This is a genomic window from Arthrobacter sp. 001422645, assembly GCF_059816125.1.
This window is the reverse complement of the sequence record NZ_JCBANT010000024.1, coordinates 13143-33765: the sequence shown is the minus strand read 5'-3', so window position 1 is coordinate 33765 and position 20623 is coordinate 13143. Positions and strand designations below refer to the sequence as shown.

The 20623-nt window shown below is 68.3% G+C and carries 18 protein-coding genes; 10 read left to right on the top strand and 8 right to left on the bottom strand.

Going from position 1 to position 20623, the window contains the following annotated elements:
- Window positions 1-125 precede the first annotated feature (125 nt).
- The 5 genes from AC6EUH_RS17900 to AC6EUH_RS17880 all read left to right on the top strand — a co-directional run bounded on the left by AC6EUH_RS17900 (window position 126) and on the right by AC6EUH_RS17880 (window position 4176).
- Window positions 126-962 carry a DUF4397 domain-containing protein gene (locus AC6EUH_RS17900; protein WP_056427026.1) on the top strand — a complete coding sequence of 279 codons (837 nt, stop codon included), beginning with the start codon at window positions 126-128 and terminating at the stop codon, window positions 960-962.
- A 512-nt stretch (window positions 963-1474) separates the two neighbouring features.
- Complete coding sequence (locus AC6EUH_RS17895; protein ID WP_235500130.1) at window positions 1475-1894, top strand: class F sortase; 420 nt, start codon at window positions 1475-1477, stop codon at window positions 1892-1894.
- Complete coding sequence (locus AC6EUH_RS17890; protein WP_499739457.1) at window positions 1891-2520, top strand: RNA polymerase sigma factor; 630 nt, start codon at window positions 1891-1893, stop codon at window positions 2518-2520. The genes AC6EUH_RS17895 and AC6EUH_RS17890 overlap by 4 nt, the downstream gene beginning before the upstream one ends.
- A complete protein-coding gene (locus tag AC6EUH_RS17885) occupies window positions 2507-3313 on the top strand; it encodes an anti-sigma factor domain-containing protein (protein ID WP_499739456.1) in 807 nt (268 codons plus the stop codon). Before AC6EUH_RS17890 ends, AC6EUH_RS17885 begins: the two co-directional genes overlap by 14 nt.
- 83 nt (window positions 3314-3396) lie before the next feature.
- On the top strand, window positions 3397-4176 hold the full coding sequence (locus tag AC6EUH_RS17880) for an SDR family NAD(P)-dependent oxidoreductase (RefSeq protein ID WP_499739455.1): 780 nt from the start codon (window positions 3397-3399) through the stop codon (window positions 4174-4176).
- Here AC6EUH_RS17880 and AC6EUH_RS17875 read toward each other — a convergent pair.
- The 4 genes from AC6EUH_RS17875 to AC6EUH_RS17860 form a co-directional block, all read right to left on the bottom strand.
- Window positions 4173-5312, bottom strand: coding sequence for a sulfite oxidase (locus tag AC6EUH_RS17875; protein WP_056427039.1), 1140 nt, complete (start codon window positions 5310-5312; stop codon window positions 4173-4175). The genes AC6EUH_RS17880 and AC6EUH_RS17875 overlap by 4 nt on opposite strands.
- A 152-nt stretch (window positions 5313-5464) precedes the next feature.
- Complete coding sequence (locus tag AC6EUH_RS17870) at window positions 5465-6319, bottom strand: SDR family oxidoreductase (protein ID WP_499739454.1); 855 nt, start codon at window positions 6317-6319, stop codon at window positions 5465-5467.
- Window positions 6320-6323: 4 nt separating this feature from the next.
- On the bottom strand, window positions 6324-7328 hold the full coding sequence (locus tag AC6EUH_RS17865) for an aldo/keto reductase family protein (RefSeq protein ID WP_056427044.1): 1005 nt from the start codon (window positions 7326-7328) through the stop codon (window positions 6324-6326).
- A gap of 40 nt (window positions 7329-7368) precedes the next feature.
- The gene (locus AC6EUH_RS17860; RefSeq protein ID WP_056427047.1) at window positions 7369-8064 is read right to left on the bottom strand and encodes a hypothetical protein; all 696 of its coding nucleotides are present in this window, start codon (window positions 8062-8064) and stop codon (window positions 7369-7371) included.
- A 222-nt stretch (window positions 8065-8286) separates the two neighbouring features.
- Between AC6EUH_RS17860 and AC6EUH_RS17855 the strand changes: the two genes are divergently transcribed.
- Entirely contained in the window at window positions 8287-8712 is a 426-nt protein-coding gene (locus tag AC6EUH_RS17855; RefSeq protein ID WP_200912996.1) for a YchJ family protein, read from the top strand.
- A 39-nt stretch (window positions 8713-8751) separates the two neighbouring features.
- Here AC6EUH_RS17855 and AC6EUH_RS17850 read toward each other — a convergent pair whose 3' ends face one another.
- From AC6EUH_RS17850 to AC6EUH_RS17840, 3 genes are all read right to left on the bottom strand, one after another.
- A complete protein-coding gene (locus tag AC6EUH_RS17850; RefSeq protein WP_499739453.1) occupies window positions 8752-9681 on the bottom strand; it encodes a hypothetical protein in 930 nt (309 codons plus the stop codon).
- 166 nt (window positions 9682-9847) lie between these two features.
- Window positions 9848-11851, bottom strand: coding sequence for an acyl-CoA dehydrogenase family protein (locus tag AC6EUH_RS17845; RefSeq protein ID WP_499739452.1), 2004 nt, complete (start codon window positions 11849-11851; stop codon window positions 9848-9850).
- Between the two features lie 64 nt (window positions 11852-11915).
- The gene (locus tag AC6EUH_RS17840; RefSeq protein WP_056427055.1) at window positions 11916-12251 is read right to left on the bottom strand and encodes a hypothetical protein; all 336 of its coding nucleotides are present in this window, start codon (window positions 12249-12251) and stop codon (window positions 11916-11918) included.
- A gap of 311 nt (window positions 12252-12562) precedes the next feature.
- On the opposite strand from AC6EUH_RS17840, the gene AC6EUH_RS17835 reads away from it, so the two are divergent.
- From AC6EUH_RS17835 to AC6EUH_RS17825, 3 genes are read left to right on the top strand one after another with little or no spacing between them, the layout of a single operon-like run.
- Window positions 12563-14011, top strand: coding sequence for a DUF3375 family protein (locus AC6EUH_RS17835; RefSeq protein ID WP_499739451.1), 1449 nt, complete (start codon window positions 12563-12565; stop codon window positions 14009-14011).
- Window positions 14012-14013: 2 nt separating this feature from the next.
- On the top strand, window positions 14014-15027 hold the full coding sequence (locus AC6EUH_RS17830) for a DUF4194 domain-containing protein (RefSeq protein ID WP_499739450.1): 1014 nt from the start codon (window positions 14014-14016) through the stop codon (window positions 15025-15027).
- Window positions 15024-18554: an ATP-binding protein gene (locus tag AC6EUH_RS17825; RefSeq protein WP_056427060.1), complete on the top strand. Its 3531-nt coding sequence runs from the start codon at window positions 15024-15026 to the stop codon at window positions 18552-18554. Before AC6EUH_RS17830 ends, AC6EUH_RS17825 begins: the two co-directional genes overlap by 4 nt.
- A 29-nt stretch (window positions 18555-18583) precedes the next feature.
- Here the strand turns inward: AC6EUH_RS17825 and AC6EUH_RS17820 are convergent, their stop codons facing one another.
- Window positions 18584-19078, bottom strand: coding sequence for an FBP domain-containing protein (locus AC6EUH_RS17820; RefSeq protein ID WP_056427063.1), 495 nt, complete (start codon window positions 19076-19078; stop codon window positions 18584-18586).
- Between the two features lie 448 nt (window positions 19079-19526).
- Between AC6EUH_RS17820 and AC6EUH_RS17815 the strand changes: the two genes are divergently transcribed.
- On the top strand, window positions 19527-20618 hold the full coding sequence (locus tag AC6EUH_RS17815; RefSeq protein ID WP_056427066.1) for an iron-siderophore ABC transporter substrate-binding protein: 1092 nt from the start codon (window positions 19527-19529) through the stop codon (window positions 20616-20618).
- The last annotated feature ends 5 nt before the right edge of the window (window positions 20619-20623 follow it).

Here is a 20623-nt window from a genome sequence, read left to right as displayed (position 1 = left end):
CGCTGCCCGGCGGCACCTTCTTCAAAAGACTTTTACATGCGTGTGCATCCAAACAGCCTCCAACGCCGGTAGTAGGGGTGTAAGCAATAAATCGCCCGCGTGGCGGGCCGTTGAAGGAGATGTAAATGCGTACCAGCCTTTTCACAGCAGGCGCCGTGGCGATCGCGGCAGCTCTCACCCTTGCCGGCCCTGCCCAGGCGGCCGAGTCCGACGCCCAGCTGTCCGTCCTCCACGGCGTGCCGGGGCTGACCGTTGACGTCTGGGTCAACGGCGAACGCACCCTGGACGATTTCACGCCCGGCACCCTCGCCGGCCCGCTCGCCCTGCCGCCCGGCGACTATGACCTTGCCATCACGGCCGCCGATGCCGCGGACGCCTCTGCCCCTGTGATCGGGCCCGTCACGGTCAGCCTCGCGGCCAACGGCAACTACACGGCCGTGGCCAACCTCGACGCAGAGGGCAACCCGACGGCCAACTTCTTCACGAACGACGTCTCGCAAATCGATCCCGGCAAGGGCAAGCTCACTGTCCGCCACACGGCAGCTGCGCCGGCCGTGGACATCCTCGCCGGAGGTACCGCCGTGATCTCCGGCCTGGCCAACCCCAATGAGGAGACCCTCACGCTGGATCCCGGAACCCTCTCCGTTGCGGTGGCCGCGGCCGGCACCACCGAACCGGTGATCGGCCCGGCCGACGTAACGGTCGCGGAAGGCACCCACACAGTGGTGTACGCGTGGGGCAGCCTCGCGGACAACAACCTGCAACTGGCCGTGCAGAACATTGAGGGTCTGCACTCCGCCCCGGCCGGCGTTCCCGGCGGACGATCCGGCGCAGCTGACGCCGCCACCGGATCAACCGGTCAGGCAGCCACCACGGTGGGCATCGGAGCCGCGCTCCTCCTGCTCCTGGCCGGCGGGTTCGCCGTGACCCGGAAGCAACCGGCGCTCCGCCGCACCCGCTAGGCACCAACCGCGTGTACCGGCCGCCCGGTCACCCCGGGCGGCCGGCCCCTGACATCCAATCCGACAAGGGGAGGCCCGAGATGAACCGTACGACGGCGGCGGAGCCCACCGGGGTCCCCCCGGCTTCCGGCCGGCGGTCGACGGCGCGGCGGACGGCTGCGCGTTGCTCGGCCGCACGTTGGTCTGTCGGAAAGTTATCGGCGGCGCGGATCGCGGCGGCTGTCGTCGTAACGGTTGCTCTGTCGATCGCCGGTTCCGCCGCGCCCCAGGGAACGGATGCTGAGCCCCCGGCCGCGGAGAGATCAGCAGCTGAGGGAACAGCCGCCCAGGCACCTGGCTCTGACGGGCCGCGATCCGGTGCCGAGCAGTCCCCGCCCGCGCCGGGGCTGTCCCAGCCGACGCACCCACAGCCGCGGGCTGCGGCTGCCCCGGTCCCGGGTGCAGCCATCCCGGTCCGTCCGGCAGCTCCAGCGGCCCGGGAGCCTAAGGACCCGGCCCCGCGCGCCCTCACCGTGGAGGGCACCACCATCAACATGGCCGTCGTGGACGTGGGGGTCAGTCCCAACGGGGCCATGGAGATCCCCGAGCCGTTCAACGAGGCCGGCTGGTACCGTTTCGGCCCGGCCCCCGGAGCCGCAGCCGGAACCGCGGTGGTCGCGGCGCACGTCGACACGACCTCGGATTCGGCGCCCTTTTCCCAGCTCAAGTCGCTGGCGCCGGGAACGCTGGTGACCGTCCGGCGGGACGGGGCCCCGCCCGTGACGTTCCGGGTGACCGGCGTGGAGCTTATGGCCAAGGACGCGTTCGACGGAGCGTCCATTTTCCGCCGCGACGGCCCTCCCCGGCTGAAGCTGGTGACCTGCGGCGGCCGATGGCTGGACGAGAAACAGGACTACGGCGACAATGTGATTGTCACAGCGGTGCCGGCATGATCCAGGACACAGCGCTCATCAGCACCACCAGCAGCGGGAAGGAGCCTGGCTTGGCCCCCTTCGAGGCCCCTTCCGCCTGGGACGCCGGACTGAACGAGTCCTTCGCCGCCGGTGACGAAGCCGCGCTGGCCGAGGCGTACCGGCAGTTCTCGCCGCTGGTCCACACGCTGGCGCTGCGCTCATTGCGCGACAGTTCCGCGGCCGACGACGTCACGCAGGAGGTGTTCATCCGGGTGTGGCGCTCGCGGTCGGCGTTCGATCCGGGGAAAGCGCGGCTGCCGGCGTGGATCGTGGGCATCACCCGGAACGTGATCACGGACGCGCAGGCGGCCTCGGTGCGGGAAACCCGAAAGGTGCTGGCCGCCGTCGAGCGTTCCCCGGCCCCGGAAGATCCCGCCGGGCATGCGGCCGCAGAGGTGCTGGCCGACCGCCTGCTGCTGGACGGGGAGCTGGAAAGGCTCGGGGAGCCGCAGGGATCCATCCTCAAGCTGGCCTTCTACGATGACCTGACGCATTCGCAGATTTCACAGAAACTGGACCTGCCGCTTGGTACGGTCAAGAGCCACATCCGCCGCAGCCTGTCCCAGCTCAGAAGCCGATTGGAGGTAGACCGTGCAACATCTTGATCCGGAGTCCCTGAGCCTGCTGGCCCTCGGCGAAGAGCTCGGAGACGACGCCGCGGAACACCTCCGCTCCTGCGCCGGCTGCGCAGCGGAATACGCCAGCCTCCGCCGCGCCGTCGTGGCAGCAAAGCCCGGACCGGACGTCGCCGCACTGGAATCGCCCGGGCCGCAGGTATGGGCAGGAATTCACAGCGCGCTGGGGCTTTCCCCCGCCGTCGCCGCCGACCCGCTGGGATCCCCGACGGCATCCGGCTCCCCGCCGCCGTTTGCGCCGTCACCGGAACAGCCGGCGTCCGGGTCCGTGACTCCGCTCCCGTCCCGGGAGGCCGGGGCCGGCGGGAAGCCTGACCGCAGCGGCGGTTCCGGCTGGCTGCGCCGTCCCGGTGTATGGCTGGCAGCCGCCGCGGCCACAGCGCTGCTGGCGGCGGGCGTCTTCTGGTCCGTTCAGCAGAACCAGCCGGTGGTCACGCCGCTGGCCCAGACCGAGCTCGCGCCGGTGGACCAGCATTCCGCCACCGGCTCGGCCCGGGTGGTCGAAGCCAAGGACGGACAGCGCACGCTGGAAGTGCGGGTAGACAAGAACGAGGCCCGCGGTTACCAGGAGGTCTGGCTGATCGCGCCCGATCTGACACGGCTGGTGAGCCTGGGCGTGATGACGTCCGAGTCCGGCTCGTTCCCGGTTCCCGCCGGGCTGGACCTGGCCGAATATCCGATCGTGGACGTCTCCGACGAGCCGGTGGACGGCAACCCCGCGCACTCCAGCGTGAGCATTGTCCGCGGAACCCTCGCCTCCTGAACAGACCGGCCCCTCTTGCCAGCAACCCCCGGCGAGAACATAGTTGAGGGAATTTACCACTCCACCGCGGGAGGCAGGCGGCCATGTTGAACAATGAGGTCCCCGGCAACGGACTGCTGCAGGGCAAAACGGCGCTGATCTACGGTGCGGGCGGTTCCATCGGCGGCGCCGTGGCCCGGGCTTTCGCTGCGGAGGGCGCCTTCGTCCACCTTGCCGGGCGCACCGAGTCGCGGCTTGAAAAGGTGGCCCGGGACATCCTGGAGGACGGCGGCAGGGCGGAAACCGCCGTCGTCGACGCCCTGGACGAGGAACAGGTCGACGCATTCGTGGACCGCGTGGCGAAGAAGCACAAACGGATCGACATCTCCTTCAACCTCATCTCCTTTGGCGACATCCAGCAACCGCTGATGGAGATCGACGTCAACGACTTCACCCAGCCCATCACCTTGGCCACGCGCACCCACTTCATCACCACCCGGGCCGCGGCGACGCGCATGATCAAACAACGCTCCGGCGTGGTGCTGATGTTCGGCGGCTCGGGACCCCAGACCATTCCCGGGCTTGGTGGCTTCAAGGTGGCCCTGGACGCGATGGAGGGGCTGCGCCGCCAATGGGCCCTGGAACTGGGAAAACACGGCATCCGAGTGGTCACTATGGTGTCCGGCGGCATCATCGAGACGATCCCGTGGCAGGCGGAGGGACGCGAGGAGATCATCGTGGAGATTGCCAAGGCCGCCCACCTGAACCGCACCGCCACTCTGGCCGACGTCGGAAACGTCGCCTGCTTCGTGGCCTCGGACAAGGCCGGGGCCATCACAGACGCCACGGTCAACATCTCCGCCGGCGCGATCGTGGACTACTAGGTCCGGGGCGCCTCCGGCTGCCCGACCGTCACCTTGATCCGCTGCACCACGTTGTTGCCCATGCCCTGGTAGTTCCAGGCCTGCTCCAGCGGCTGCGCCGCACCGGTGGCGTCCGTGGCGCGGCAGGCAAGCTCGTGTTCGCCGGGGTCAGCAACCCACGGCATGGACCAGGCGCACCAAGCGAAGGGCGCGGCAGGATGCTGCAGCTGCGCCGGCGCCCACTTGCCGTCGATCCCGACCTCGACGCGCTGCACCGCGCCCTCCCCGGACCACGCCCGGCCGGTCAGCATCACCGGGCCGGGCGGCACGATCCTGCTCCTGGTGAAAAAGTCCGGCACACCCGGCGGAACCATCAGCGAACGGACTTTGATCCAGGAGACGGGACTGCCGGCGTCGTCCGCGTCCTGCTGATAGCGGTACGCGACCGTCTGCTGGAAACCCTCGAACGGTTTGGTCAGCACCTGGATCGAGGAGAGCCATTTCACGCTCGCCATGCCGTACCAGCCGGGGACCACCAGCCGCAGGGGATAACCGTGCTGCGGGGGCAGGTCGCTGCCGTTCATCTGGTACGCCAGCACGATGTCGGGCCGCAGGGCCTCCGCTATCGGAAGGCTCCGGGCGAACTGATGCCGGACCCCGCCCTGGAATCCGCTGTCGGCGCCGGTGAACGCCACCTCCACGGCGTCGTCCTCCACTCCGGCCTGGGTCAGCAGGTAGGCGAGCGGGACGCCGGTCCAGACGGCGGTGCCCACGGCCTCGAGCTGCCACGGCTGGCTCAGCGGACGGGGCCGCAGCAGGGAGCGGCCGTTGCCGGCGCACTCCAAGGTCACGGGGATGCTGATCGTCGGCGCCCGGCGAATCGCCTTGAGGTTCAGCTCCAGGGACCGCTGCACAGCGCCGCCGATCCGCAGGTGCCACTGCTCGGCATCGACGAACGGGATGTCGAAGTGGTTCAGCAGATAATGCAGCCCGGGCGGGGTGATGTCGTTCCGCAGGGCCTCCAGCGGCATGGAGTGGTTCCGCACCGCGAGCTGGAGTTCCTCCGCGGTCAGCGGGCCGTGGCTCGGTTCGCCGGGGTGCGGCGTGAGCTTCCGTCCGTGGCGCGGTGTCTTCAGGATGGATGAGTGTCGGGACATCTGTTTTGGCATGGCACTGCGATTCTGCTCCGGACCAGCCCGGTTTTGGACCGGTGTCACCTGTAGTCAGGTCTACGCCTGGGCCCGGAAGCCGTCAATACTGGGCCAGCCCGGCAGCCCGGCAGCCCGGCAGCCCGGGACGGGACGGGGGACTAAATCGTGTGCGACTCGGCCAGGAACTGCGCCAGGCCCAGCGGTTCGCGGCCGGTGAGTTCGTGCACGGCCGACGTCGGGCCGGCCAGTTCGCCCGCGGCGATGGCCGTGTAGGTGCTCACCCAGGCATCTACCTGCCACGGCGGGGCGCCATAGGGAGCCCGCGAGGCGTAGGCCTCCTCGAGGGTCTCGTGGTGGAACGTGATGCGCCGGCCGGTCCCGGCGGTGAGGAGGTCCGCTGCCGCCGAGAGGGAAATGTCCTCGGGTCCGGTGAGATCGTAGGTTCTGCCGACGTGCAGGGCAGGGTCGCGGAGCACGGTCACGGCGGAGCGGGCGACATCGGCGCGGGCAACAGCCGCCATGGCGCCGTCCCCGGCGGGTCCACGGATCACGCCGTCCTCGCCTGCCAGCAGTGGCAGGAAGTCCAGGTAGAAGTTGTCCCGCAGGAAGGTGTAGTCCATCCCCGACGCTTTGATCCGTTCCTCGGTGGCGAAGTGGTCCCGGCCCAGGGTGAACGTGGAATCGGCTGCCGCGCCGAAGAATGAGGTGTACACGATGTGCCGCACGCCGGCCGCGGCCGCCGCGTCCACGAAAGTGCAGTGCTGCTGCAGCCGGTCCTCGGTTTCTGCGGCGGAAACCATCAAGAGTGTCTCCACTCCGTCGAGGGCGGCTTTCGCGAGCACCGGATCGGCATAGGCCACCGTCACGGGGACGGCGTCCGCCAGTTCCGGCGCCCGGCCGATATCGCGGACCAGCAGACGCTGCGGGCTGCCGGCGCCGGCCAGTTGCCGCGCGACCAGCCCGCCCAGGTGCCCGGTGGAACCGGTGACGGCGAGCGTCGGCGCGGTTGCCACGGGCCTACCGCTCCCGCGAGGCGGGCGACTTGGTTTGCGCCGGGTCGCGCTCGGCGAGGGAGCCGATCGCGGCGTCGATCTTTTCCATGATTCCGGCGTCCAGCTTCACGCCCGCGGCCGCCACGTTCTTCTCGATCTGTTCCGGCCGGGATGCGCCCATGATGGCGGAGGCCACGTTCGGGTTCTGCAGCACCCAGGCGATACTCAGCTGGGCCATGGTCAGCCCGGCTTCCTCCGCGATCGGTTTGAGCTGCTGGACACCGGTGAGGACCTCATTGGACATCCAGCGCTCGATCATTTTCGAGCCGCCCTTGGAATCCGTGGCGCGGCTGCCCTCAGGGGCCGGCTTGCCTGGGTGGTACTTGCCGCTGAGCACACCCTGGGCAATCGGTGACCAGACAATCTGGGAGAGGCCCAGCTCTTCGGACGTCGGAATCACCTCGGCCTCGATGACCCGCCACAGCATTGAGTACTGCGGCTGGTTGGAGATCAGCTGGAAGCCGAGATCCTTGGCGAGGGCGTGGCCGTCGCGGATCTGGCCGGCTGTCCATTCGCTGACCCCGATGTAGAGGGCCTTGCCCTGCCGCACGATGTCCGCGAAGGCCTGCATCGTCTCTTCGAGCGGGGTCTCGTAGTCGTAGCGGTGGGCCTGGTAGAGGTCCACATAGTCCGTCTGCAGACGGGTCAGTGAGCCGTTGATGGCCTCCATAATGTGCTTGCGGGAGAGGCCAAGATCGTTATGGCCCTTGGGACCGGTGGGGCCGAAGACCTTGGTGAAGATTTCCAGCGACTCCCGCCGCTCGTCCCGGAGCGCCTTGCCGAGCACGGTCTCCGCGGCCGTGTTGGCGTAGACGTCCGCGGTGTCGAAGGTGCTGATGCCGGCGTCGAGCGCTGCCCGGACGCACTGGGTGGCGACCTCGTTCTCCACCTGCGAGCCGTGCGTGAGCCAGTTGCCGAACGTGATTTCCGAGATCTTGAAGCCGCTGTTCCCGAGGTATCTGAATTCCATGGGTTTCACCGTAGCCGAGTTGCCTGCCGGGGGTAAGGCCTCAGCCGGCTTTGCGCTCCTGAGCCTGCGGCGTGTTGCGCGGATGGTTCTGGGGCTGGCCCTGGGGCTTTCGGGGCAGCGGCAAGCGGCCGGGATGGGAGACCAGCGAGCCCGTGTCCAGCAGGGATTTCGCGGCGGGCATCGGGGCTTTCTTGAAGGCCGGCGGGACATTGCCGAGCTGGCCGTTCCTGTCAGTGGCCGACTCGACGAGGGGCGCCACGGCCTCCACGTCCCGTGCCGGGGCCGTGGGGCTGGGCAGTTCGCGGACCGAGACCTTGACCGCCGGGGCCGCCTCCGCCTTGGCACGTGCGGCGGCGCGGGCATCGGCCTGCGCGACGGCGGCCACCCAGTCCGGCGACAGTGCGGGTTCCTTCTTCGCAGGCTTGGCGGGCTTCACGGGCTTGGCCGTCTTCGCGGCTTTCGCCGGTTTCGCAGCCGCTGGCGGCCGGCCCTGCTGGGTGCTTCCGGTGGCCCTGACCGCGCCGGCCTGGACGGTCCCGGAGGGCCGGGCTGTTCCGCCGGCGACCTTCAGCACGCCGCGTCCCACGGCCATGATGGTCACGGCAACCAGCCGGCCGAGGCCGGCAATCACCAGCGTGGCTACCAGGGCGAGGAACAAGCCGAAGAACATGACCAGCGCCACTGCCAGCGTCCCGAGGAAGGTCAGGTTGAGGGCGATGGTTGTCGGATCTTCCATGTCACCTCTCCTAGCTGGCCTTGCCGCGGCGTGTCCCGCCAAGAGCGGCGGGTAACAGCACCCCTTAACCATACGGACTTTTTTCCGTGGACGCGCAGGCATCCGGCCTCTTCGCAGGGCCGTGTCCGAGCTGGTACGGGTTCCGTTGCCGGGCGCTGCCGGGCCGTGCGTCTATAGTCTGAAGGAGCCACGCCGGCGTGGTCCGGCCCCGAAAGGACAATTGTGACGCCCCCAGCCGCCGCCAGTACCGGGGCCCATGACCAGCCCGAGCGGTCCCGCTTCCGGGGAAACTGCCCGTGCCTGTCCGGGGAGCAGTACGGGGACTGTTGCGGCCGCTTCCACTCGGGCGAAGCGGAGGCTTCGACGGCAGAGCAGCTGATGCGCTCGCGGTACAGCGCCTTCGTGATGCTGGACGCCGAATACCTCCTGCGCACCTGGCACCCTGAGACCCGGCCGGTTGCCCTGGATCTGGATCCAGACATGCAGTGGCGTCGGCTGGACATCATTGCCACGACGCGCGGCGGTCCGCTGGACACCGAAGGGACCGTGGAGTTCAAGGCCCATTTCCGGCACGACGGAGAACGCGGAGTCCACCACGAAACGAGCCGCTTCCTGCGGGTCGACCGCCGCTGGTATTACTTGGCTTGAGGCGGAGGCCGCCGCCGCCGGGTTCGGCTGAACAAGGGCCTAGCGTTCCTCGACAGTGTCCACCGGGGTGAAACCGGCGCGGTCCACCTTGCGGTGGAAGCGCATGCCGGCGGTTCCACCGAGGACGGCACCTACGAGGGCCACCGCAGCCACCACCACTGCGGCGATGATGCTGGTGGTGTTCAGTTCGCCTTCGTTGACCGGGATCCGCGGGAAGCTGTTGAGCTGGGCCAGGATGTTGTACTGCTGGCCTGCCACCAGGCCGAGAATGGCGACCACCACAGCGGCGATGAGGGCCCAGACCCACACCATAAAGCCCTGCTTGGCGCCGTTGAAGCGGGCCATCCGGCCGGCGACGTAGCCGCCGGAGTAGTAGGACACGAACAGGATGACCAGCAGCACGATGATGCCAACCATTCCCACGGTCTGGTCGCCGGAGTTCACGGCCGCGTTGACATCGGTGTTGGTGGCGAGCCCGACGGCGGTGCCGGCGGCGGCGACCAGCGCGGTCAGCAGCACGGCCATACCCGTGGCGGCGAGCCAGCCGAAGAAGGCCGAGCCGATCTTGATGCCGCCGAATTGTTCCTTTTCGCGGGCCACCACGGTTTCCCGGGTGGGGACCTCGTCGACCACCGTGTCCCGCCCGTCGACGCTGTCGCGGCCGGTCCCGTTGTGCCGCACGGCCGTGACGGGCTGGCTGCGGGTCGGTTCCGTGACGGGCTGGCTGCGGGTCGGTTCCGTGACGGGCTGGCTGCGGGTCGGTTCCGTGCGGACCGAGTCCTGGCTCCGCGTGGCGGCGTCGCTGGTGGCGGTGCCCGTGGGGATCACGCGTGTGTCGTTGGTGCCGGGTGCGGCCTGCGGTGCAGCGTCCTGCCGGGCATCGTGGATCCGGGCGTCCTGGTGTGCGGCCGCGTCCCCGTCACCGGCGTGGCGGGGAGTGCGATCTTCGGGGCCGGCTGGGCTGCTCATGAGGACTGCTCACTTTCACTGATTGACCCGGGCCCATTGTTTGGGCCGGGCACCGCAAGGCGGAGACCGGCGTGCGGGTCTCACATCCACCTAACCACGGGCAGCAGAAGGTAGCAAGGATGCTTACTATTCGGTTGACGGCACCTGCCGGGCGGTGCGGCCCTTGTCAGCGGTACTTCCGGTGGAGGTTCTCCTTGACCGAGGCGCGGGGACTGGCATCGGCAATCCAGGGCCCGGTGCCCTCTGACTGGTCCAGAACCCCGGCCTCGAGCCACTCGTAGTCGCCGGCCAGGACGTTGCGGGCGAGCACGTGGTCGCCGTCGTCTGTGTTCCGCCAGAGTTGGTCGAAGTACTCGTCCACGCGTACCCGGGCCTGCTCGCAGTACGCCTCGGCAAGTTCGTAGGCGGAGGCTCCCTTCTCCGGCTCGGTCCGGAGCAGCATTTCGGCCCGGGAGCAGCAGGCGGCCATGGCGAACAGCTCGGCCCCGATGTCCACAATCCGGCCCAGGAACGCCTGTTTGTGCTCCAGCTTCGCCTGCCACCGGCCCATCCCGTAAAAGGTTTGCCGGGCCAGCCGCCGCGAGGACCGCTCAACAAAGCGCAGCTGCTTGGCCAGCCGGCCGAAGTCGCTGTAGGAACGCGGGTCCATCCCGGCCCCGGCGACGAGCTTCGGCAGCCACTTCGCATAGAAACCGGAAGCGGCTGCCGCGGCCCTGGCCTTGTCGGACAAGCTGGCTTCCTCGGAGGCGAGGTCACCGGCGGCCGCGAGGTGCGCGTCCACGGCCTCCCTGGCGATCAGCAGTTTCATGATCTCCGAGGATCCCTCAAAGATCCGGTTGATCCGCAGGTCTCGGAGCTGCTGCTCGGCCGGCACGGCACGTTCACCGCGGGCCTCAAGGGAGTCCGCGGTTTCGAAGCCGCGGCCGCCGCGGATCTGCACCAGTTCGTCCGCAATCCGGCAACTGATCTCGGTGCACCACAGTTTCGCCAGGGCCGCTTCGATCCGCACGTCCTTCTGCCCGGCGTCGGCCATTTCGGCGCACAGCTCAAATATCGCGTCCAAAGCGAAGGCGCTGGCCGCGATAAAGGCAACTTTCTTGCCCACGGCCTCATGCCTGCCCACCGGCCGGCCCCACTGGACGCGGGCGTTGGACCATTCGCGGGCGATCTTCAGGCTCCACCGCCCGGAGCCGACGCAGAGCCCGGGAATCGAGAGCCGGCCGGTATTGAGTGTGGTGAGGGCGATCTTCAGGCCCTGGCCCTCGGCGCCCAGCCGGTTCGCCGCGGGCACCCTGACCTGGTGGAACCGGGTGACGCCGTTCTCGATGCCCCGCAGTCCCATAAAGGCATTGCGGTTTTCCACCGTGATGCCGGGGGAGTCCATTTCGACGACGAAGGTGCTGATGCCGCCCTTGTGAACAGTGCCGTCCGCGTCGGTGCGGGAGGGGGCCACCGCCATGATCACCACCAGTTCGGCGATGACCCCGTTGGTGGTCCAGAGCTTCACGCCGTCAATGACGTAGGACTCCCCGTCGTCGGAAGGGACGGCGGTCGCTCCCATCCGGGCGGGGTCGCTACCGACGTCGGGTTCGGTCAGCAGGAACGCGGTGATAGCCCCCGCAGCGCAACGCGGCAGGTATTCCTGCTTCTGCGCCGGGGTGCCGAAGACTTTGACAGGTTCGGGGACGCCGATGGACTGGTGTGCGGAGAGCAGCGCGCCGAGGCTGGGGTGGACGGAACCCAGCAGGGCCAGCGCCCGCCCGTAGTAGACGAGGGAGAGGCCCAGCCCGCCGTAGTCGCGGGGGATCTTCATGCCGAACACCCCCAGTGCGGCAAGTCCCTTGAGGTATTCATCCGGGATGCGGGCGTCCCGCTCAATGGTGCGTCCGGACATGGTGCGGCAGTAGTCGGTCAGGCGGGCCATGAACGCTTCCCCGCGTTCGACGTCGTCCGCCGGAGCCTCCGGCCAGGGGTGGATCAGGCTGAGGTCGAAACTGCCGAGGTACAGTCCCTTGGCGAAACTGGGCCGGTCCCAGCTGGTCTCGCGGGCCGCTTCGCTGACGGCCCGCGCGTCCGCTGCGGTTGCATCGTGGCCCAGCGTCTGGGGCGGAACCGGGACTTCGGTGTCGGCCGGATTGTCAGTGGCAGGATTTTCAACGGCGGAGCTCATCGGGCATCTCCTCTAACCGGGGTTACCGGCTCGAGCCCTGGATCCGCCGTGGGTGGAGGACCCTTCAGCTGTCCCGCAATACTACCCGCGGGTAGGTGCCGGTACTAGGGGCCGGTTGGCCCATAATTTCGGCCGCCATATCCCCGAACTCGCCGGCGAAGTCGCCCGGCAGCTCCACCGTGGACGCATGGTGGACCAGCCGGTCCCAGGCGTGGTTGATGCCGTGGACAAGCCCCAGAAGGATGTTTGCCGCGATGATCCAGGCGAGCCGGCCGATGCCCACCAGCACCAGGGCCGCGAACGATGCCGTCATCATAAAGAGTGTGAGTAGCAGGGCAAACACGAGTGTTCCAATGAACACCAGCGTTGCCGTTTCCACTGCGCTTAGGTCGAACTGCATTCTTCCCCCTGCACCATTGCTTCGGCTGAGTCAGTAGCCCGAGCGTAGGGCGGGGGAAGTGGGCTAGCCAGAGTCGCGAGCCCGTGCCGCGGTTCTTGATGCGGGATCGAAATGCTACCGGGCCGTAGGTCACAGCGGGGTCGCGGGAACCTCACCGGCTGCGGTCAGCGTGCTGGCTGCGGCTGCAGCTCGGCTGCACACACGGCCGTCCACCCGATGAAAGGAATCCGGGGCCTGCGTTAACCTTGTAGCTGGCAGTTTTTCCTCATCCGCTGCCCGGTCCATATCCCACGGCAGCTGAAGGAGTGTGCGTGTCCCGCTCCGCCCTGTCCTCCGCCGACGCCATCAGCGCCCGGCTGCGGGACCTCGAACTCCTCACCAAGGGACCCGCCTGGGCACTGACGCGCTCGGCGCCGTGGGTGATCGCCGTGCTGCAGGCTTCCTTTACCCGCACCCGGCCGCAGTTGCCGCTGGAACAGTTCCACGCCGACGTCGACGCCTTCCTGGAGCAGCTCCGCCGCCAGGACCCGGGGCTGGGCGGCTCCGCGAACGGGAAGACGTTCGGCGACGAGTGGACCCGGAAGAACTTCCTGACCCGCCGGAACCAGTCCGGCCAGATCGTGTACGAAGTCACCGAACCCGCGGCCCGCGTCCTCGCCTTCCTGGACAGCCTCTCCAGCGAACGCTCCACCCTCAACGGCTCGCGGCTGGGCACGCTGCTGGGCGACGTTGAGAAGCTCGCCAATGAGACGAACCCGGACCAAAGTGCCCGGCTGGAGTCCCTCGAAGAGGAAATCGGCGAACGGCGCCAGCTGATCGAGGACATCAGCTCCGGTGACTTTGACGGCCTGCTCGACGACGAGGAAGCCGTTGAGGCAGCCGGGAACATCCTGGACCTCGCCGCCAGCCTGCCCGCCGACTACAAGAAGATGCGCGACCGGATCGAGGAGCTCGTGGGGGAGCTCCGCAACCAGATCATCGAGGAGTCCCTGAGCAAGGGCGCCACGATGGCGCAGGTGCTGGAGGCGGACAAGCGGCTCCGGCAGAGCCCCGAGGGCAGGACCTTCCGTTCCTTCACGGCCTTCCTGGAGGATCCGCAGCAGCAGCTGCGCTTCCGGTCGGCGATCGGCGAAGTGCTGAGCCGGCAGTTCGCGGATGACCTCAGCCACGAGGAACGCGAGACGCTGAAGAACCTTGTGGCGGAACTGCGCAACCAGCACAGCCAGATCCAGCGGATCTACGGCAAGCTCAGCGAAAGCCTGAACACCTACGTCCAGAGCGACGACTTCCGCCAGTCCGTCCGGCTCCGCAAGGTCCTCCGGGAAGCCGAACAGGCCATCCGGTCCCTGCCGTACGAACGCGAACGCCCCGGACTGGTCCGCGGCCCGGTGCTGTTCAACGCCGGCTTCGAGTCCTTGGCCATGGTCAAGCTCTTTGACCCGGACGAGTTCGCGGCCCCGCCCAAGCTGGCCGACCCGATCGCTTTCAGCGACTCGGACCGGGTGCGCTCGCCGCGCACCGGCAAGGCCCGGCCGGAGGCCATCCGAGCCGCGTTCGCCGGCGCCTCCACCCTGGCCGAGGCCTGGGACCGGCTCCCGGCCGGGGAACGCCACATCAACTCGATCCGCGGCCTGCTCTCCCACGCCCTGCACGAGGGGGCCGGCTTCGACCGCGAGGCCTGGGACACTCTCGACTTCGAACAGATCGACGGCTCCACGCGCACCGCGTACCTGCCGGTCGTCACGCTCAAGAAGGACTGAAGATGACTGAACTTTCCCACGACACCGTGGAAGCCACCGCCGAGGCGGCCGGCGCTGCGGCACCGGCGGCCGAGTCCGCCCGCCACGTCCACGCTGACCCCTTCACGCTCACCCCGCGCGACACGTTCGTCGACGGCGCCGCACTGTTCCCGGGGGACACCGGCGTCCTCCCGATGAAGGTCCGCCAGGCTCTCGTGAAACTCCTGAAGGGCCCGTACATCGACGGCGGCCGGGACGAAAAGCTGTGGACCACCCTGCTGGACAACCAGCTGATCCTGCGCAGCCGCCTCTCCGAACTGTTCCTGACCCTGCAGTTGGACCACGACCGCAAAGTGGCAGTGCTGCGCCCCGTGGACCCCGAAGCCATCGGCGGCGGCACCCGCTCCAGCATCCTGCGCCAGCAGCGCGCCCTCAGCCGGGTCGAAACCATCGTGCTGCTGCGCCTGCGCCTGCTCCTGGACCGCCACGTCACGGCCCAGACAGATCCGACCATCACACGCGAGGAAATCGCCGAACTGGTGGCCCACTACCAGCCCTCCGGCCAGCAGGACGCCCTCCGCGATTCCGACGTCGTCAACCGCGCCATCACCAAGCTCCTGGCCCGCCAACTCCTCCTCGCCACCGGCCTGGACGAGGTCTACACGATCTCCAACGCCCTCCCCCTGGCCCTCCCCTTCGAAAACATCGGCGACATCCCCGCCCAGATCGACGCCCTGGTCGCAGCCTCCACAGACCAGTCCGGCACCGAGCCACTATTGGAGCTTGACGGCGACAACGAGGCGAACACCGACGCGGACGAGGCAGAAAGCGACGACGACGGCGGTGACGCCGATGCCGCCCAAAGTGACCTGGCAAACGAAGACGACGACGGCGATGCCGCCCAGGGAGTGGCATCGGGCCTGTCGGAGCCGCGCGCTGAGCTGATCGAAGATCAGCTGCGCGGCGCAGGGGCGGGGGCGGCATCGCCGTCGTCGTCGGACGCAACCACGACTGAAGAGTCCGAGGAGACCAAGTGAGCATCGCCTCCATGCTGCCCATGGGCGAGCTCACCAACCCCGGCCAGATGCGCCTCGCCCTCGTGCAGGTAGTCAACTGGGGCACCTTCCACGGCGCCCACACCATGCACGTGGATCGCAACGGCACCCTGCTCACGGGCAATTCGGGCGTCGGCAAGTCCACGCTGTTCGACGCGATGCTCCGGGTCTTCGACGCCCGGCCCCGGTCCAACGAGGCCGCGGCCCAGCGCGCCGGCGGCGCCGTGGAGGACAAGCGCACCACGTTTACGTACATGCGCGGCAAAGTGGGGGACAAGGCCGTGGGCGAGGGCTCCGCCAGCGCGTTCCAGCGACCCGGCGCCACGTGGTCCGCCGTCGCCCTGACCTTCGACAACGCCGCAGGAACCCGGGTGACGGCCTCGGCGCTGTTCGACCTGCCCAAGAACGGGACCGAGTCCAGCGTCGGCCGGTACTACCTGATCGACAACAAGCCGCTGGACCTCACGGCACTTGAGGGCATCGCGGAGAAACGGTTCACCAAATCGGCGCTGGATGCGGTCTTCCCGGACGCCCAGATCTTCGACGTGCACAAGGCCTTCGCGGAGCGCTTCCGGCGCCTGCTCGGGATCAATTCGGACCAGGCCCTGCCGCTGCTGCGCGTCATCCAGGCCGGCAAGGGCCTCGGCGGCAGCGTCAACAACTTTTTCCGCGACCAGGTCCTGGACGCGCCCGCCACCCTGACCGCAGCGGACGACGTCGTCGAGGAATTCAGCAACCTGATGTCCATCCGGCAGCGCCTCGAGGACGTCCGGCAGCAGCGCGACCAGCTGGCACCGGTCCCCGGGCTGAACAAGGACTACGCCCAGTCCCTGCTCGACGCGAACCGGCTCCGGGAGCTGGCCGGCGAGGAATTCGAGGCGTACAAGCAGCAACTGGCCGTCACCGTGCACGAGAAAACGCTGGCCCGGTTCAAGGACCTGGCCCAGGCGAAGGCCAAGGAACTGGGCGCCGAGCGGGGTATCCGGGACGGCCTGGCCAAGGAGCTGCGCCAGCTGGAGGCGGACTACAACAACCAGGGCGGCAACGCGATCTCCGCGATCGAGCAGTCGCTCGAAAACGCCCGGGTGGGGCTCAAGCTCCGCCAGCAGGTGGAGGAATCGGCCCGCAAGGCGCTCTCCGACGCCGGCTTGGAACTTCAGTGGACCGCGGCGGGCTGGGAGCAGGCACATGAGCACGCCGCCGCCCGCTCGGCCGAACTGAAGGACGACTCGGAGGCCCTCAAGGAGCTGCGTTTCGAGGCCTTCGACGGTCACGCGACCAGGAAACGCGAGCTCGCCGCGGCCCAGCAGGAGCTGGTCTCGCTCAAGACGCGCAAGTCCCTGCTGCCGCCGTCGAGCATTGAAAACCGCAGCGCGATCGCGGCGGCCACCGGTGTCCCCGAGGAACAGATGCCGTTCGGCGGCGAGCTGATCGACCTTGCCGAGGGCCAGGAGCAGTGGCGCCCGGCCGCGGAGCGCGCGCTGCGCAGCCTCGCTACGACCATGCTGGTCCCGGGCGAGCACTTTGCCGCCGTCACCCGCTACCTCAACGACCACTCCGTCCGCGGCGCCCTGCGCGCCGTCGATGTCTCCAAGCCCCTCTCCGGCGGGGCGCTGGCCGTGGAAGACGCGGCCGACGGCGATCTGCTTACCAAGCTGGACATCCTCACCCTGGGCCCCAGCGCTCAGGCGGGTGAGTGGATCCGGGAACGGATCGCCCTCGACTTCGCGTACCCGTGCGTCGAAAACCCGGACGAGCTGGCGGGGCTGGACAAGGGTCTGAGTCTGGGCGGTGTGGTCAAGCGGAACCGCCACACGGTGGAAAAGGACGACCGCTTCACCGGCAGGCAGGACTATGTCCTCGGCTTCGACAACGCCTCCAAGCTTGAGCTCGTGGCAGCCCAGGTGGAGGACCTGCAGCAGGAACTGGCCAAGGCGGCGGAACTCGCGCAGAGCCGGGAGGAATCGCACCAAGGGATGACCCGGCAGCTGGAGGCCCTGCGGCGCGTGGCCGAGGACCACCGGCCCTGGGAGCAGGTTTCGGCCGTTGTGGCGGCGGACGAACTCGCCCGGATCGAGCAGCGCCTCAAGGGCGCCCTTGCCGCGCAGGCGGACCTCGAGCCGCTGCGCGCCAACATCGAGACAGCCCGGCGCAAGCATCAGTCCAGCACCGAGGCCGCGGCCGTGCTGCAGAGCGAATACAAGGCTGTCGACGCCCAGCTGTCCACGGCCGATTCGCTGCTGGACGCCGCGCAGGCACGCCTGGCGCAGTCGCCGCCGTCGGAGGCCACCGTCACGGCCCTGGCGCCGTATCTTGCCGCCGTCGGCGGCGTCAGCGACATCACGGAGATCCATGAGCTGGACAACCTCGCCAACCAGGTCCGGACCCGGCTGCTCGCCGAGCTGCATACGGCCGAATCACGCGGGCAGGCCACTTCGGAGCGACTCACCCGCATTTTCGAGGGCTTCGTACGCGAGTGGGGGACGTCGATTTCCGCGGACCACGGCACGTCGATCGGCGCCGCCGGGGAGTTCGAAGCCCGGTACCACGCCATTGTCAGCGACGGGCTGCCCGCGCAGGAGGCTGAATTCCGGCAGTTCTTCAACCAGCGCACGCACGAATCCTTCAGCACCCTGCTGCACCTGCTCGATGAGGAGCGCCGCTCCATCACCAGCCGCATCCTGCCGCTCAACGGGATCCTGTCCGAGGTGAACTTCCATGAAGGCAGCTTCCTGGAACTCGACATCAAGCAGACGCTGCCGGCCAGCGCGAAGCAGTTCAAGGACGCCATCCAGAACGCGCTGAAAGTCCGGCACACCCGGCCGGGGAAGGCGGTCGCTGCAGCGTCCGGTGCCGCGGGCACTGCCGCATCCGGCGCCGCCGGCGCAGGGGCGGACGACGACGTCGAGCTGACCAACCGCTACAAGTCGCTCGAAACGCTGGTGAAGCGGCTCGGCTCGCAGACCCCGGAGGACCGGCGCTGGCGGGCCGATGTGCTGGACGTCCGCGGACACGTCTTCATCCAGTGCAAGGAACACCGCGAGGTCGCGGGCTCCGGTTCCAGGGCGGCGTCGAAGGGCGGCGGTAAGAACCGCGCAGCGAAGACCGAGGTCTTTATGCATGCGGACACCGGCTCGATGTCCGGCGGCGAACGGCAGCGCTTCACCGCTTTCATCATGGCCGCGGCGCTGAGCTACCAGCTGGGCATCGCCGAGCAGGGGTTCACCACCTACGGCACGGTCATGATGGATGAGGCCTTTGTCCTGGCCTCGGAGGAATTCGCCGGCGCCGGGATCAAGGCCCTGCATGAGTTCGGCTTCCAGTTGCTTCTGGCCGCGCCGGAAAACGTGATCGACCTGTCCCGGCACCTTGGCTCCGTCACTGAGATCCTGCGGGACAAACGCACCAACCGTTCCGGGGTCCTGACGGCCCCGGTGATCGCCCCGGGGCCCGCCTCGGCCGGCAGCTGGCGCTCCGAGGCGAACCCGGTGGACATCGTCCTGCGCTGACCGCGCGTTGCCGGAGGCTGTTGGCGGCGCTACGTTCCCTTGACGCGGTCCAGGAACTGGGCGGTCCGGCCTGCCAAGTCGTCGATCTGTCGGCGCACTACGGCGGCCGGGTCCGGGTTGATCTCGTTCACCGGAGGCTCCACCCGAACGTTGCGGCAGCACCCGAAGTCGGCGCAGATCAGGGTGCCCACCGTGTTGCCGTTGCGGCCGGACTGCCCGGCACGTTTGGCCACCCACAATAGGACGTCGTCCTTGGAGTAGATGTCGCGGCATAGCTCGCAAAGGACGGCGCGGTTCTTCTTGGCGCCGCCTTCGGGGGCCCGGAGCATCATTCCGATGGGACCGTTCGGGCCGGCCAGCACCAGATAACCGCGCAGCGGCATTTTCCCGTCGCGCCAGCCGAGGAAGTCCAGTCTGTCCCAGTCCAGGGCGTCCAGTTTTGGCGGCAGGTTGAGTTTGGCGGCTTCGGAGCGGCTCGCATTGATAAACGACGAGCGGATCTGCTGCGCTGAGAGTTTTTGCATGACGGAATCCTTCGGAATCGGATGGGTCCGGCCCGGCGGGCATGAGGCAGCCGCCAGGGCGGTAAAGGGGGCAGGATGCAGCCAGCCTTCGATTCCGGTGGGGACAGGGTGTTCCCGCGGATCTAGTCCGCAGCGGTGCCCGACTGCCGGGGGAGGGCTGGCAACTGTGCGGGCGCGTTGCAGGCCAGAACGGCCACCCCGCTGACCGTGGCAGCAGACATCATCTCGATGCGCATGCTCACTTCCCCTACCAATCACTCAATCACGGAACCGGTTCCGATTCGACCGGTCCGGCCCATCCTCGCAAACCTCCGTGACGCGTGTCCAGTTTCGGGCCGCACCTCCGCGCAGCGAGCCATCGAGGCAATTACGTTACGAAAGGGTTGCTTAATTACTCAGAGGATAGGCTAGCCTTACTTAGGTTCGCATCATTGACCTAAGGAATCCCATGCCTCTCCCGACCCCGAGCCGCGCTCTGCCCCGACGCCGCTTCCTCCGCGCCACCGGACAGGCGACCGCGGTCCTGGCCGCTGCCGCCCTCGCGCTGACCGCCTGCTCTACTGGCCCGGCCAGCTCCACCGCGGCAGAGTCCCCCAGCCAGGCGGCCAGCTCCGCGTTCCCGGTGACCCTCAAGCACGCGTTTGGCGAGACAACCATCAAGGAACAGCCGCAGCGGGTCGTCACCGTTTCCTGGGTCAATGACGACGTGGCGATTGCCCTCGGTGTGGTTCCGGTCGGTGTCCCGAAGAACGAATGGGGCGGCAACGACAAGGGATCAACCCCGTGGAAGGACGCCGCGCTGGAGAAGCTCGGAGCCGGCTTCGGTTCCGACAAGGCCCCGGCACAGTTCTCCGAGGCCGACGGTGTCAACTTCACCGAAATCGCCAAGCTCAACCCGGACGTCATCCTGGGCGCCTACTCCGGCCTCACGGCGGAGGACTACAAGAAGCTCAGCGAAATCGCCCCCGTGGTGGCCCACCCCGAGGTGGCCTACGGAACGTCCTGGCAGGACTCCACCACCATCATCGGCAAGGCCCTCGGCAAGGAAACCGAAGCCGCCAAACTGGTCGCCGACACCGAGGCCACCATCCAGGACAAGGCCTCCAAATACCCGCAGCTGGCCGGCAAGACCTTCATCTACGGCAACCTGGACCCCGCGGCCACCGAGAAAATCGGCCTTTACACCGCCAACGACAACCGCCCCCGGTTCCTCAGCTCTATCGGCATGAAGCAGGCCTCCGTCGTGGACGAAAACTCCAAGGGATCCAAGGAGTTCTACATCCCCTGGTCCGCCGAGAAGGCCAACGAACTGGAATCGGATATCTTCGTGACCTGGGTCGCCGACGCCGCCGCCGCCAAGGCCGTCCAGGCCGACCCGCTGATGGCCCAGATCCCGGCCGTCAAGACCGGCGCGCTCGTGGCGGACTCGGACAACACCCTCACGTTGTCCATCTCCGCGTCCTCGCCGCTGAGCCTGCCCTGGTCCCTGGACACCTTCCTGCCGCAGCTCGCCGGTGCAGCGGACAAAGTAGCAAAGTAGCCACT